The following is a 14396-nucleotide window of genomic DNA, read 5'->3' on the forward strand; positions in this document are numbered from 1 at the left end:
TTTTTAGTTACACTACTTAAATTGAACATTACAAAAATACGCGCGCTCAAAGCCGCACTTGTTACATAATGTTCCTTATCTATTACATATTTATTGAAGCATGTTACAGCTTCTGTACTTTCAGCCTCAAGCTGTTTGTTACAACCGACACGGAGCTTAAGGCCATGGCCGCGCCTGCGATCATAGGATCCAGCAGGAAGCCATACAGCGGATAAAGCACCCCTGCCGCAATCGGAATACCTATCAGGTTATAGATAAAGGCCCAGAATAAATTCTGTTTGATTGCCCGTACTGTTTGCTTTGACAGCTTTAGTGCTTTAGGAACCTGCTGCAGGTCTGAGGAAATCAAAGTCATCTTAGCCACATCAATGGCTATGTCTGATCCCTTGCCCATCGCAATACTTACATTAGCCTGTGCCAGGGCATGTGAATCATTGATACCATCCCCTACCATGGCTACGATCTTGCCTTGCGCTTGCAATTCTTTTACAAAAGCCGCTTTATCAGATGGCAAAACCTCGGCTCTGTAACTCTTTATACCTACCTGCGCTGCCACACTTGCGGCTGTTTGCTGGTTATCACCAGTGAGCATATACACCTCAACCCCTTGCGCCTGCAATGCCTGTATGGCAGCCGCTGAACTTGGCTTAACTTGGTCTGCAATGGCTATCAAAGCTACAGCATTCTGACTCTCTGTAAAGAAGATAACCGTTTTGGCTTCAGCCCTCAAAGCATCTGCGAGCTGGACCAACTTAGGTTCAACATGTACCCCTTCTTCTTCTAAGAGCTTGTGGTTACCCGCTAAATACTGGGTGCCGTGTAGGGAGGCTTTAACTCCGCGCCCTGTTATACTATCAAACGCATCCAGTTCCAGTGACTTTACCTCCAGGTTTTTCAGATGCCGCACCACTGCCTCAGCAAGCGGGTGCTCTGACTGCATTTCCAACGACAATAGCACGGTTTGTAGGTTTTGTTTGTGGGCACTCGCTTCATCAGCCCACACCACATCCGTCACCACCGGTTTGCCCTCTGTGATGGTGCCTGTCTTATCGAGAACGACAGCATTTACTTTATGTGCCTGCTCCAGGCTTTCCGCATCCTTTATCAGAATGCCGTTTTCAGCACCTTTGCCTACGCCCACCATAATAGCAGTTGGTGTTGCCAAGCCCAGAGCACATGGGCAGGCAATAACAAGGACAGTCACCAGAGCCAGTAGGGCCTGAGTCAGCGCATTGTCGCCGCCGAGTACAAACCAAGCGGTAAAGCTAACCAGCGCTATCACCAGCACTACCGGTACAAATATACCAGCGATCTTATCAACCAGTTTTTGTACGGGAGCCTTAGAGCCTTGTGCTTCCTGTACCATCCTGATGATCTGAGCCAACATGGTCTCACTTCCCACGCGCTCAGCCACAAACTGAAAGCTACCTTTCTGATTGATGGTTCCTGCATACACTTTGTCTCCTTGCTGCTTGGCAACCGGTACGGGTTCCCCTGAAATCATGGATTCGTCAACATAGGAAGTACCCCTCGCCACTTCTCCGTCCACAGGTATCTTCTCTCCGGCGCGTACCAGCAGCAGGTCTCCTTTCTGCACTTCAGAAACAGGCACCTCCCGCTCTTGGTCGCCCTCTACCAACCAAACAGTTTTGGGCTGTAGGCCTATCAGCTTCTTAATGGCGGTGGAGGTATTGGATTTGGCCCTCTCCTCCAACAGCTTGCCCAGCATAATGAACACGATTACGACAGCAGCAGCCTCAAAGTATACGTGCGGATGTAGTCCCCGTGTATGCCAGAACTCAGGGAAGAAGGTGTTAAACATGCTGAAGAGGAAGGCAATGCCTGTGCTCAACGACACCAGCGTGTCCATGTTCGCCTTCCCGTTTTTCGCTTGCTTGAAAGCATTGATAAAGAAGTTTCGGCCAAAGTAAAACAGTACCGGCGCGCTAAGCACCATCATGATCCAGTTTCCGTAAGGCATGTCCATAAAGAACATCCCGATGATAAACACCGGCAGGGTAAGTATTGCCGCTGCGATAGTTCTCTTCTTCAGCGCCTGGTAACGGTTATACTGCTCCTCTTCCTGCTTTTCCTGGGCATTTTCCTGATCAATGATCAAGTCAAAGCCTATTTCCTGCACATTCTTCTGTATATCGGTAAGAGCAATCTGGTCAGGGTCATAAGACACCTGCAGTGTCTGGGAGGCGAAGTTCACTGCCGCTTGTGATACGCCTGGCTGTGCACCCACCATGGACTCCACACTTAAGGCACAGGAGGCACAACTCATACCTGTAACAGGGAGAGACGCCTTCTGCAGCTTTACAGCATGTTGGCTTGCGGATTTATCAGAGATCAGCACTTTATTCTCCATATTCCATTCGTTTTATCTTTCTTGATGGTACAAAGGTACATGCTGCCTTTACCCAGGCTGTTATACAATTTCAGCTAAGATTTACAGATTTTATCAAACAGGCCCTTGGAAAGCCAGTAGAGTTCTAGAAGGTATAGTTGCCCATGCAACACACCATCTTCTGTAAGTTCGACTCACAGCCACGGTACTCATCTGTTGTTTTACGAAGACAGCGTTATTTTATTACTGGAGTAAGGGAACCATAAACCGTTCGTCCTGTTCTACAGGAAGGGTGCAAACCTGTTTTTCCGCTTTCGCGGCTTGGGTAGCTGTAAGGCTTGGCAAGCGTGCACGAAAAATATGTAAAAAAAATAGCTAATTATATAACATACCCAGTTGCCCCTGTTGTACCTTTGTGGTAAGGTACCATTATGAAAACTCTTCACCGGATCATATTGCTAACGTTAGCCCTGCTGGTGCTTGTCTCCTCGACAGGTGTTACAGTAGGTATGCATCTATGTGCCGGGGAGATACGTGATTTAAGTTTCTACGGGCAGGCTGAAGATTGCCCGATGGAGCAGATGAAAGAAACGCTGCCTCCTTGCCACATTCCTCAAGATACCAAAGAAAAAAGCTGCTGTGAAGACCACCAGTTTGTGGTAGAGCGCCTGGATATAGCCTCTGACACAAAGGCGCTTGCGCTCAATAAAACACTGGATCTTAAATTCATCGCCGCTGTGAAAGTGGTGATCCTGCAGCTTTTTGCACTTCAGGATGAGTTAAAACCTGCTTACGCACTTTATACTTCCCCTCCCATTGCCCGGGACATACCTGTTCTGGTGCAGTCCTTCCTTATATAACCTTACAGGCTTGTAAGTACCTTTACAATAGGCGCAGTTGTGACCTTGTGACACTGCGTTGGTAGCAACGCTACCCTGTTCTTTGGTACTGTCCCCCTTTTCAGCCGTTTCAAGCGGCTGCTAGTCATTTCTATTAAGGTTATTTTAATTCCATGATCGAAAAGTTAATTTCCTTTTCGCTCCGCAACCGCATAATGGTGTTGCTCATTGCAGCATCGCTGTTTGGCTGGGGCCTTTATTCTGTACAGACAAACAAAGTGGATGCCATTCCCGATTTGTCTGAAAACCAGGTGATTGTCTTTACTGAGTGGATGGGCCGAAGCCCTCAGCTGGTGGAAGACCAGATTACCTATCCGCTTGTTACGAATTTGCAGGGCCTGCCCGAGGTAAAATATGTGCGGGGAACCTCCATGTTCGGCATGAGTTTTATCTATGTCATCTTTGAGGATGAGACAGACGTGTACTGGGCCCGCACACGGGTATTGGAACGCCTGAATTCTGTGGGTAATATGCTGCCTCAAGATGCCACGCCCACCCTGGGGCCAGATGGCACCGGTGTAGGGCATATCCTGTGGTATACGTTGGAGGCCCCTGGCATGGACCTGGGCGAGCAGCGTGCCGTGCAGGACTGGTATGTGAAATTCGCACTGCAAAACGTGGCAGGGGTCAGTGAGGTGGCTTCTTTCGGTGGCTTCCAAAAGCAGTACCAGCTCACTCTTGACCCTAACAAGTTAACCTATTACAACCTCTCCGTTCCACAGGTGATACAAGCCGTGCGGGCTAATAACAACGAAGCAGGTGGCCGCAAGTTTGAACTATCCGACATCGGCTATATCATAAAAACAACCGGTTACCTGGAGTCTGCCCAAGAGATAGAGAACATTTCTGTTGCTACCAACAATACCATCCCGGTACGGGTGAAAGATGTAGCTTCGGTGCAGATGACAGGCGAGAGCCGCCTGGGCATCTTTGACCTAAATGGGGAAGGTGAGGCCGTTGGTGGTATCATCGTGATGCGCTACGGTGAGAATGCAGAGGAGGTAATCCAGAATGTCAAGGTGAAGATGGAAGAAGTAGCCAAAGGCCTGCCTGAAGGCATGAAGTTCAAGATTGTCTACGACCGCAGCGGGCTTATCAATGAAAGCATAGACTCTGTTCGGAATACCCTGATTGAGGAAATGATTGTAGCCTCGCTCGTGGTGCTCCTTTTTCTCTTCCACTGGCGCAGCGCCCTGGTGATTATGATCCAGTTGCCCCTCTCCGTTGCCATTGGCTTTATCCTGCTCAACGCCTTCGGAATCTCCTCCAACATCATGTCCCTGACAGGCATTGCCCTCTCCATTGGTGTGATTGTGGATGACGCCATCGTGATGGTGGAAAACGCATACCGGCACCTGGCCGATGCGACGAAAGGCAAACCGTGGGAGGATTAATAATCTGCATTCAAAAACAGAATGAACATGAAGTTATCAAAAGAAGATAGAATTCGAATCATAGAGAAGTCCAGCAGGCAGGTTGGGCCCAGCGTGTTCTGGAGCACGGTAATCATCATTGCCTCCTTTTTGCCGGTGTTCCTGCTCACCGGGCAGGAAGGCAAGCTGTTCGGACCACTGGCCTGGACAAAAACCTTTATATTGGTAGTGGACGCCGTGGTGGCCATCACGCTTACGCCCGTCCTGATCTCATTTTTCCTGAAAGGAAAGTTTAAGGAGGAGAGTGCGAACCCTATTAACCGAGGGCTGGAGAAGGTGTATGGCCCTATATTGAAATGGTGCCTGAAGTGGCGTAAAACGACACTAGGTGTTAATATCCTGGCGCTTGCGGTCTCTATTCCGATGTTGTTTAGCTTGGGCACAGAGTTCATGCCGCCGTTGGATGAGGGCTCTATCCTTTTCATGCCCGTCACGCTGCCGGATATTTCCAACGCAGAGGCCAAACGAATCCTGCAGGTACAGGACAAGATCATCAAGTCCGTGCCCGAAGTGGAAAGTGTGTTGGGTAAGGCCGGACGAGCCAGCACCGCTACAGATAACTCCCCTATCAGCATGATTGAGACCATCATCATGCTAAAGCCGGAGTCGGAATGGCGCGAAGGTATCACCAAGCAGGATATCATCCAGGAGCTGGATGCCAAGCTGCAGATACCGGGCGTGGTGAACGGCTGGACCCAGCCCATTATCAACCGCATCAACATGTTGGCTACTGGTATCCGCACCGATGTGGGCGTGAAAGTGTACGGCCAGAACCTGGACTCTATCGCGGCAGTATCTGAAAAGGTGAGGACAGCGCTAAATGGGATCCCGGGTGTAAACGACCTGTACGTGGAGCCGATTACGGGCGGTAAGTACCTGGAGATTGACATTAACCGCGAAGCCCTAGGCCGCTATGGGCTGACGGTGGACGATGTGAACATGATTGTGGAGTCCGCCTTAGGTGGCACGCCTATCGGCAACACCATTGAGGGGCGCGAGCGTTTCTCCATTAACGTGCGGCTGGCACAGGAGTACCGTAACAGTGTAGAGCGGATCGGGCGGATCCCGATCCAGACTTCGTCGGCTGGTACTGTGCCTTTGTCCTCTGTGGCAACTGTCCGGTTTACAGACGGGCCGCCCATGATTAACTCTGAGAATGCACAGCTGCGCGGGGCGGTGTTGTTTAACGTGCGCGACCGTGACCTGGGCAGCACCGTACAGGAAGCCATCGAAAAAATCAATACCGAGGTAACGGGCATACCGGATGGCTACTATCTGGAGTGGAGCGGCCAATGGGAGAACCAGGTGCGCGCTAACAACACGCTCAAGATCATCATTCCGCTGGTGCTGGTGATCATCCTGCTCATTCTCTATTTCTCCTTTAAGTCCATGAAGGAGGCCCTCATCAACCTGGGGACCATTCCGTTTGCCCTGATCGGTGGAGTCTACATCGTCTACTTTTATGGCGTGAACTTGTCGGTGGCCGTGGCCGTGGGCTTTATCGCCCTGTTTGGCTTGGCGATGGAGACCAGCATGCTGATGATCGTGTACCTGAACGAGGCGATGCAACAGCTGGTGGCTATCAAAGGCAACTCTTCAGACACCATCACCAAGCAGGATATCCGTGACTATGTGTTCATGGGGGCCGCCAAGCGTCTTCGTCCGAAGATTATGACGGTGTCGGTGTCCTTGTTCGGCCTTGTTCCAGTGCTCTGGGCCACGGGTGTAGGTTCTGATATCATGCTTCCCATTGTGCTCCCACTGATCGGGGGGGTGTTCACCTCTTCCATCCATATCCTGCTGGTAACGCCGGTAGTGTTTGAGATGACAAAAGAATATGAATTAAGAAAACACGGCAAGTTAGAGATATACGATGTTAAGCATTAAGAAAATAAGTTGGTTGTTTGTGTTTGTAATGCTGTTGGCCAGCACTCCGGTGCTGGCCCAACAGCAGCCAACCATGAACCTGGATAGTGTGCTGCAGCGCATTAGCAACAATAATCCGATGTTGCAGATGTACGAAAGCAGGTCCAAAGCCATGGATGCCTATGCTGAAGGGGCAAAAAGCTGGATGGCTCCTATGGTGGGAGGCGGTGTGTTCATGGCTCCGTATCCTGGTGCTGAAGTAATGGAAGACCGTGATAAAGGCTCTCTTATGGTTTCGGCCGAGCAGGATATTCCAAACCCGATAAAGCTGCGTGCCAAGGAGAAGTACATGAAGTCCAAAGCAGGCATTGAGCAGGCAGCCCGAGATGTGACCTATAATGAGCTGCGTGCGCAGGCCAAGACAGCGTACTACAATTGGGTGGTGCTGGAAAAACAAATGGATGTGCTACAGGAAAATGAGCGTATCATGGAATACATGCTGAAGCTAGCCCGCATACGCTACCCCTATAGCCAAGGTAAACTAGGGGGTGTTTACAAAGCAGAAGCCAGGCTGCATGAAGTGCAGAACATGCAGGTGATGACGGCTTCGCAGATTGAGCAACAGAACGTGCAGCTCAATATCCTCATGAACCTGCCCAAGGACCAGAAGTACAAGATCGACACCACGGTGTTTGTACCTGAGCCTGCCTTACTTGCCGTTGATACCACCTACCTGACTGATGCCCGCAGCGACGTACGTCAGCTCGACAGGACGATTGAATCCATGCAGCTAAATGTGCAAATGGAAAAGCTGGAGCGCCTGCCGGACTTTAAACTGCGCTTCGACCATATGTACCCGCGCGATGCGATGATGCCGCAACAGTTCACAGCGATGGGCATGATCTCGATTCCGATAGCGCCATGGTCGTCGAAAATGTACAAGGCCAACACCAAAGCCATGAACCTGGAGATACAGAGCATGCAGCGCGAGCGCGAAGCTATTCTGAATGAGGCGCAGGGTATGGCCCGTAACATGGCACTAGAGCTGAACACGATGCGACAGCAGGTGGAAAACTACGAGAAAAGGATCATCCCGGCTTTCAAGAAGAACTATGATGTGACCATGCTGGCCTACGAGCAGAATAATGAAGAACTCCCTTTGGTTATTGACGCGTGGGAATCGCTGAACATGGCGCAGATGGAATACCTCAAGATCCTGCAGTCGCTCTTCCAGATGGCAGTGAATTATGAAAAAGAGATAGAGAGATAAATTGTGAATGAGCGAATGTGTGAATCAAAACTCTTACGCACACATTCACTCAATCACGCAATCAAAATTAAACATGAAACGATACCTGAACATACTTTTCCTGGCGCTGGCTGTACTAGTGGCGGCCTGCAAGGGGGAAGACCATAAGCATGCCGAGGGCGATACGGAATATACCTGCCCAATGCACCCGCAGATCGTGCAGAACAAGCCGGGCACCTGCCCTATTTGTGGCATGGACCTGGTGCCTAAATCGGCACACGGCGATGGCGTTGAGATCAACGAAGACCTGGCTTTCCTGCTGAAACCGACCAACAGCACTGTGATAGCCAGCATTGCAACTACCAAACCGGAGCAAAAGACGGCAGAGGCAAGCATAAAAATGGATGGCATTATCACCTACGATCCGCGTCGTGTTTACTCGGTGCCGGCGCGGGTGGGCGGGCGCATTGAGAAGCTGTTCGTGAAGTATAACTTCCAGCCGATCCGCAAAGGCCAAAAGTTGATGGAAGTATACAGCCCAGAGCTGATCACGGCACAGAAGGAACTTCTATACCTGGTGCAGTCAGCTCCGGAGGACAAGCAGCTGGTACAGGCTGCCAGGCAAAAGCTGCAGTACTTGGGTGCTACCAGTGAACAAATCAACCGCCTTATAAGCCGCGGCGAAGAAAGCTATACTTTTGCCCTCTACAGTCCTTACGACGGTTACGTAATCGACCTGAACGCAACCGCTCCGGCAGCCACGGCAAGTATGGCCGCAGCGCCTGCAGCCAGCGCCGGCGGCGGCATGGACGCGATGGGCGGAGGCAGTGCAGCCACAGCCGCTGCACCAGCCACAGCCGCCGCAACTCCGGCCGGACAAGCCATTCAGTTACGCGAAGGCATGTATGTAACAGTTGGACAACCGCTGGTGCGCGTAGTAAACGCAGAGCAGCTTTGGGCGGAGTTTAATGTACCTGCCGGCGAGATGAGCTCACTGGCAAAGGGCTCTCCTGTCCTGATTACTTTCCCGCAGCTTCCCGGCGAAAAACTGAAGGCAAAAGTAGATTTCTTCCAGCCATTTTTTGATGAAGGAGAGAGTTTTGCGAAGGTGCGCGTTTATCTGCCACGAGACAACAGACAGGTGATGGTAGGTCAGCTGGTTAGTGCCGAAGCTACCTATACACCCGAAGCAGCGTTGTGGGTGCCCAAAGCAGCCGTACTCGATATCGGTACAAAAACAGTTGCCTTCAGAAAAGTGAATGGTGTGTTTGAGCCTGTTGCCGTTACCACAGGTGCTGTAGCAGGTGATCAGATCCAGATAAAATCCGGCTTAACACAAGCTGATGTGATCGCCACTAACGCACAGTTTATGGTAGATAGCGAAAGCTTTATCAAAGTCAGTAATTAAAATTGTGACTGAGTGAATCTAAAGCACTTACTCACACATTCACTCAATCACTCATTCAAAAATAGATATGAGACGATATTTGAACATACTATTTCTGCTGACGGCTATACTTGTAGCGGCCTGCTCCGTGGAAGAAAAATCACATGCAGAAGGTGAAAAGGCAACCTATACCTGCCCTATGCACCCGCAGATCGTGCAGGATAAGCCCGGCACCTGCCCTATCTGCTTTATGGACCTGGTACCGGTGTCGCAGTCGGGTAAGGAGAACGGTGAACTTATGCTGAGCGAGAGCCAGATCGCGCTGGGCAACATCAAAACCAAACGCGTTAAGTCGGGCTCGGTGGGCAGCAACGCTATACTTACCGGTAAGCTCGTGCTCGACGAAACCCAGACCGATGTTATCAGCAGCCGTGCCGCCGGGCGAATAGAAAAACTATACCTGAAAGAAAGCGGGCAAACTATAAAGAAAGGCCAGCCGCTGTACGAACTGTATTCCGAAGAACTCCTGACGCTGCAGCGCGAGTACCTGCTGGCCCTGGCGCAAAACCGGGAGCTAGGCCAGGAGAATCCCCGCTTTTCTTCGTTTCTGGAGGCAGCCAAAAAGAAGCTTATACTTTATGGCTTAACAGAAGGCCAGATCCGCAATCTTGCCCAGTCAGGTGAGGTTAGTTCGCGCATTACTTTTGTAGCCCCTGCCGGTGGTGTGGTTACGGAAGTAGCCGCTGCCGAAGGCCAGTATGTGGCAGAAGGTGGCGTGCTGTATCGCTCGGGTAAACTGGGTAAGATATGGGTAGAGGCTGAACTGTACCCGCAGGAAGTTGGCAATGTAAAAGAGGGTGACCCGATACAGGTTAGTATAGAAGGTTTTGGCCGGGAGGCGGTAACGGCAAAAGTAACCTTCATCAGCCCTGAATTCAGGGCAGGTAGCCAGGTCGCTATACTTCGCGCCGAACTCCCTAACGCAAACGACCAGTACCTGCCGGGCATGCAGGCCAACGTTATACTTCCTAACCAGAATAACTCTACCCTGACCCTGCCAACCGACGCTGTTATCCGCGACGAGAAAGGTGCTCACGTGTGGGTGCAGTTGGGTAAAGATACCTTTAAGGCACGCATGGTAAAAGTTGGCGAAGAAAGTGCTGATAATGTAGCTATACTTTCAGGTCTTAAGGAAAACGACAAGGTTGTAGTATCCGGTGCTTACCTGCTTTACAGTGAGTTTGTATTGAAGAAAGGTGCTGACCCGATGGCCGGCCACCAGCATTGATTTAAAAGCAACATGAAAGAGTGTTGCAGAACCGGCGACGAACAGCCGCCTAAAAGAAGGAACACTTGGTTTAAATGGCTCCTTTACCTGGTTATATTACTGGCGCTGGGCTTTGTTATACTTGAACAGATTACTATTTAATTTAACTGAATAATGAAAAAGAACCTGATGTATATTGCCGTATTAGGCACCTTTACACTGGCCTCCTGCTCTTCAGAAAAGGCACCTCAGGCAGAGGCTAACACGACCACAGAAACTACTGCAGAAGCTCCCGCTGCCGACCACATAAGCCACATGGCAAGCACTGCTACACCTGCCGACTTGATGACCGCAGATGGCTTACCAAAAGACCTGGTATGTATGGTAAACAATGCCTACATGGGCGGTAAAAAGCAGTTCCCGGTGGAGTTTGAGGATAAGATGTACTATGGCTGCTGCGAAATGTGTGTTAAAACGATACAAAATGAACGCCAGGTACGTTACGCCGCTGATCCGGTGACAGGTGAAGAAGTAGACAAGTCAAAGGCCTTTATCGCCCTGAAGCCGGGCAGCGCTAATGGCGAAGTTTTATACTTTGCTTCTGAAGAGAACTATAAGAAGTACAAGCTATAATAAAGCGGCAGTACAGCCCAGAACGGGTGTAAAGTCTTACCCATTTTTGCTATCCTGCTCTACAACAAGTTGAATTCAAATTAAAACTATAACCTATAACTATTGAAACCAATGATGAAAAGAACCCTTGTAGCCGCTGCTCTGGCAGCCTTCATGTTTACCTCCTGCTCAGAAAGCAAAAAGGAAACTACTGCCGAAACTGAAAACCATGAACACCACGAAGGAATGGCTCACGGTGATAATATGCCGGCTGAAGGCAAAGTAGTGGTAGAAACGCCGGATTATACTTCGGTGGCTGGCCCGGTAAAAGAACAGATAGCAGCAATAGTAGACAGCTACCTGAATCTGAAGGACAACCTGGTGGCTTCTGACGCTGCTAAGGCACAGGCTGATGCCAAAGCTGTGGTAGCTGCTGCTGAGAAAGTAGACGTATCTGCGCTGCAGGGAGAGCAGAAAGCCTTTGCGGAAGAAAGATTGGGTGAGGTAAAACAAACTGCCTCTAAAATGGCAGCATCTACAGATCTGGCTGCTCAGCGTGCTCAGCTGGAGTTGCTGTCTGAAGCTACTTTTGCTTTGACTAAAGCCTTCGGTACTTCTGATCAAACGCTCTACTACCAGTACTGCCCGATGGCCAACAACGACCAGGGAGCTTACTGGCTGAGCTCTAATGAAGAAATCCGTAACCCGTACTTTGGTGAACAGATGCTCAAATGCGGCAGTACAGAGGAAATCATTATTTAATCCTTATGTGGAAGCAGTATGGCCATACTGCTTCCACAATTGTAACCTCACAGATCAGAAGCTAAATAGGTATAACCTCTAATTTTTAAAATAATGGTAAAATTTAAATCATTTATTTGCGTAGTAGCACTTGCTGTCGGACTGACCTCCTGCAACAAAGATGAAGAGCATGATGAGCATGAAGTGGCTTTGAATATAGACTATCCAGCTGCTTATGTAGTAAATGGGCAGGACAACAATGTTTCTGTTATTAAGCTTGAGGACAATCAGATTACGGAAACAGTAGCACTTAAAGATGCTCTCGCACCCCACCATATTTCCTTGAGCCCTGATAAAAGCTTATTGGCAGTAGCTATTACCTCAACTGACCTAAGTGGTGGGCATGGCGGAGCACATGGAAATGGTTCCAGCTTTAAAGTCACTATCTTAGACGCTGTGACTGGCTTAACTAAGAAAACAATAGATCTGCCAAAAATGCCACATAATGCTGCTTTTAATGCCGAGGGTACGGAGCTATGGATTGGGCAGGCAGAAAGCAATTCGGGTACAGTAGCTGTTTATAGTACATCAGACTGGACGCTTAAAAATACAATCCCTGTAGGAAAGGGCCCTTCAGAGGTGACTTTTTCATCCAATGGTGATTTGGCGTTTGTGGCCAATACCGGGGCAGCAACAGTTTCAGTCATAGATCCTGTTAACAAGCTTGTTAAAAAAACGCTAGGTGTTGGAGAGGATCCTGTGGGCGCCTGGCCTGCAACGAACGGAAAGATGTATGTCGACAACGAAACATCACAAACTGTTAGCGTAATAGATGTGGCAACGGAGTCTGTTACTGAGACGCTTGCACTTGGTTTTAAACCAGGTTATGTTGCTTTCCAGGATAAAACAAACGAACTGTGGGTAAGCGACGCAACAAACGGCAAGGTTATCATATATCAACAAGATGGAGCTACCTGGGCTAAAAAGGCCGAAGTGCTGACAGGAAATGATGCCCATGCCATTGCTTTCAATGCCGAAAGAAGCTTGGCCTATATTACGAATCAGGGAGCCAACACCGTGACAGTATTGGATGCAACAACGTTTGGGAAGATAAAAGAACTGTCTGTGGGCAGAATGCCGAATGGCATAGTCATAAGGCAGTAATTTTTAAATAACCAATCCACTAAGTCTGGCAAATAAGGCACTTGGCATAGGGGCAGGTTTTTCTTATCCTTATGTACATCCAGAGTTTGGTGTATTTTTACTACATTTACCTATTTCGTATTGGTTGGCCTCTAACCGAAATGCTTGTTAGCTTAATGAAAAAAACCACGTGTAACAAGACTGTTAACTTTGCGGGGCTGCTTTTACTGGCAGTCTTCGTAAACCTGTACCTTGTTCAGCTGGTTTGTAATCTGCCGCACCTGGTAGAGCGCCTGCAGCCTACAATTCAAAGCCAACATCACGCAGGGCATAGTGATCATCATCACGGGACAGAGAGTGGGACCTCTACTAGCGGGCATCACCATGGCGAAGAACAGCATGATTCTTCGCCCGAAGATGGCGGCTGTTGTTCGGAGTTCGCTTATGCTCCTTTGTTTAAAAGCTCTCCTTCCGTGGAGTTGTCCTCACTTGTAAAAGAACAACTCAACTTCATGGGTAGCCTGTACCAGGCTGTACTGTGGTTTTTGCACAAAGTTCTAATCCTAGCGGTGTCGCAAGCGCCGCCCGACGTCCCTCCGAAAATACCGGATATCAGAATATTCCTGTGCTCTCTTACAATTTGATACACAAACCTGCTCCTGCCTGCCCCCGGGAAAGCTATGCCCTTTCAGGAGCAGTGTAGTTAACATTGTGCCCCTGCCCTGCATTAATTTCCAAGTATTCAGGTAGGCATAGTGCAAGCTTAAAAGTTTATGTGTCATATTAGGCGGTTTCATACTCATAAAGTACAAATCGCCATAATTCTATTTGTAAAAAATGAGCACAGAGAGCCCGCATCAAAGGGTGCTTCATATTAAAAACATGGTGTGCCCTCGCTGCATCATGGTAGTGCGCGAGGAACTTGAAAAACTGGGCCTGCATGTACTGGAGGTAAAGCTAGGTACGGCTGTTGTAGTTGAAAGCGACGAAGTAGACGAAACAGCTATAAATGCAGCCATGACAAGCAAAGGTTTTGAGCTGCTACACGATAAGCTAGAAGAGCTTGTAGAAAGTATTAAAGTAGCTGTCTTAAACTTAATCTACAGCGACGAGATCTCATCCCTTGCTACTAATTTGTCTACATATCTGGCTGAGAAATTAGGGAAGGATTATTCTACAATCAGCACCGCTTTCAAAGCATCTGAAGGAATAGCCTTAAACAGATACATTGTGCTACAGAAAGTGGAGCGCGTCAAAGAGCTGCTTACTTACAATGAACTTCCTCTCAGCGCGATTGCGACCAAACTAGGATATAAGAGTCTGCAACATTTGTCAAGGCAGTTCAAGGAGGTCACAGGTACAACCCTTAACAAATACAAGAACCAAGGTGGTGCAGACCGCCACCCCATCGATAACCTATACTAAACTGGTTGTATTCCATTGATACAT

Annotated in this window: 9 protein-coding genes and 1 pseudogene; 9 read left to right on the forward strand and 1 reads right to left on the reverse strand. The window is 49.1% G+C overall.

The window, feature by feature from the left end:
• Nucleotides 1-103: 103 nt before the first annotated feature.
• Nucleotides 104-2371, reverse strand: coding sequence for a heavy metal translocating P-type ATPase (locus C8E01_RS00200; RefSeq protein WP_165820520.1), 2268 nt, complete (start codon nt 2369-2371; stop codon nt 104-106).
• A gap of 434 nt (nt 2372-2805) precedes the next feature.
• Between C8E01_RS00200 and C8E01_RS00205 the strand changes: the two genes are divergently transcribed.
• From C8E01_RS00205 to C8E01_RS00255, 9 genes and pseudogenes are all read left to right on the forward strand, one after another.
• The gene (locus tag C8E01_RS00205; RefSeq protein WP_165820521.1) at nt 2806-3210 is read left to right on the forward strand and encodes an HYC_CC_PP family protein; all 405 of its coding nucleotides are present in this window, start codon (nt 2806-2808) and stop codon (nt 3208-3210) included.
• Between the two features lie 152 nt (nt 3211-3362).
• Nucleotides 3363-6569: pseudogene (locus C8E01_RS21860) on the forward strand (efflux RND transporter permease subunit).
• On the forward strand, nt 6556-7818 hold the full coding sequence (locus tag C8E01_RS00220) for a TolC family protein (RefSeq protein WP_116541376.1): 1263 nt from the start codon (nt 6556-6558) through the stop codon (nt 7816-7818). Before C8E01_RS21860 ends, C8E01_RS00220 begins: the two are co-directional and overlap by 14 nt.
• A gap of 73 nt (nt 7819-7891) precedes the next feature.
• Nucleotides 7892-9205 carry an efflux RND transporter periplasmic adaptor subunit gene (locus C8E01_RS00225; RefSeq protein WP_116541377.1) on the forward strand — a complete coding sequence of 438 codons (1314 nt, stop codon included), beginning with the start codon at nt 7892-7894 and terminating at the stop codon, nt 9203-9205.
• A gap of 67 nt (nt 9206-9272) precedes the next feature.
• Nucleotides 9273-10472: an efflux RND transporter periplasmic adaptor subunit gene (locus C8E01_RS00230; protein WP_116541378.1), complete on the forward strand. Its 1200-nt coding sequence runs from the start codon at nt 9273-9275 to the stop codon at nt 10470-10472.
• Nucleotides 10473-10625: 153 nt separating this feature from the next.
• The gene (locus C8E01_RS00235) at nt 10626-11084 is read left to right on the forward strand and encodes a hypothetical protein (RefSeq protein ID WP_116541379.1); all 459 of its coding nucleotides are present in this window, start codon (nt 10626-10628) and stop codon (nt 11082-11084) included.
• A gap of 111 nt (nt 11085-11195) precedes the next feature.
• On the forward strand, nt 11196-11825 hold the full coding sequence (locus C8E01_RS00240; protein WP_116541380.1) for a DUF3347 domain-containing protein: 630 nt from the start codon (nt 11196-11198) through the stop codon (nt 11823-11825).
• A gap of 93 nt (nt 11826-11918) precedes the next feature.
• On the forward strand, nt 11919-12968 hold the full coding sequence (locus tag C8E01_RS00245; RefSeq protein WP_116541381.1) for a YncE family protein: 1050 nt from the start codon (nt 11919-11921) through the stop codon (nt 12966-12968).
• Between the two features lie 816 nt (nt 12969-13784).
• Complete coding sequence (locus C8E01_RS00255; RefSeq protein WP_116541383.1) at nt 13785-14372, forward strand: helix-turn-helix domain-containing protein; 588 nt, start codon at nt 13785-13787, stop codon at nt 14370-14372.
• Nucleotides 14373-14396 lie beyond the last annotated feature (24 nt).

It is taken from the genome of Pontibacter virosus (assembly GCF_003096355.1).
GTDB lineage: Bacteria > Bacteroidota > Bacteroidia > Cytophagales > Hymenobacteraceae > Pontibacter > Pontibacter virosus.

Coding starts and splice junctions, on each gene's coding strand:
- C8E01_RS00200 (WP_165820520.1), bottom strand. CDS start 2,371: ATGGAGAATAAAGTGCTGATCTCTGATAAATCCGCAAGCCAACATGCT.
- C8E01_RS00220 (WP_116541376.1), top strand. CDS start 6,556: ATGTTAAGCATTAAGAAAATAAGTTGGTTGTTTGTGTTTGTAATGCTG.
- C8E01_RS00225 (WP_116541377.1), top strand. CDS start 7,892: ATGAAACGATACCTGAACATACTTTTCCTGGCGCTGGCTGTACTAGTG.
- C8E01_RS00230 (WP_116541378.1), top strand. CDS start 9,273: ATGAGACGATATTTGAACATACTATTTCTGCTGACGGCTATACTTGTA.
- C8E01_RS00235 (WP_116541379.1), top strand. CDS start 10,626: ATGAAAAAGAACCTGATGTATATTGCCGTATTAGGCACCTTTACACTG.
- C8E01_RS00240 (WP_116541380.1), top strand. CDS start 11,196: ATGATGAAAAGAACCCTTGTAGCCGCTGCTCTGGCAGCCTTCATGTTT.
- C8E01_RS00245 (WP_116541381.1), top strand. CDS start 11,919: ATGGTAAAATTTAAATCATTTATTTGCGTAGTAGCACTTGCTGTCGGA.
- C8E01_RS00255 (WP_116541383.1), top strand. CDS start 13,785: ATGAGCACAGAGAGCCCGCATCAAAGGGTGCTTCATATTAAAAACATG.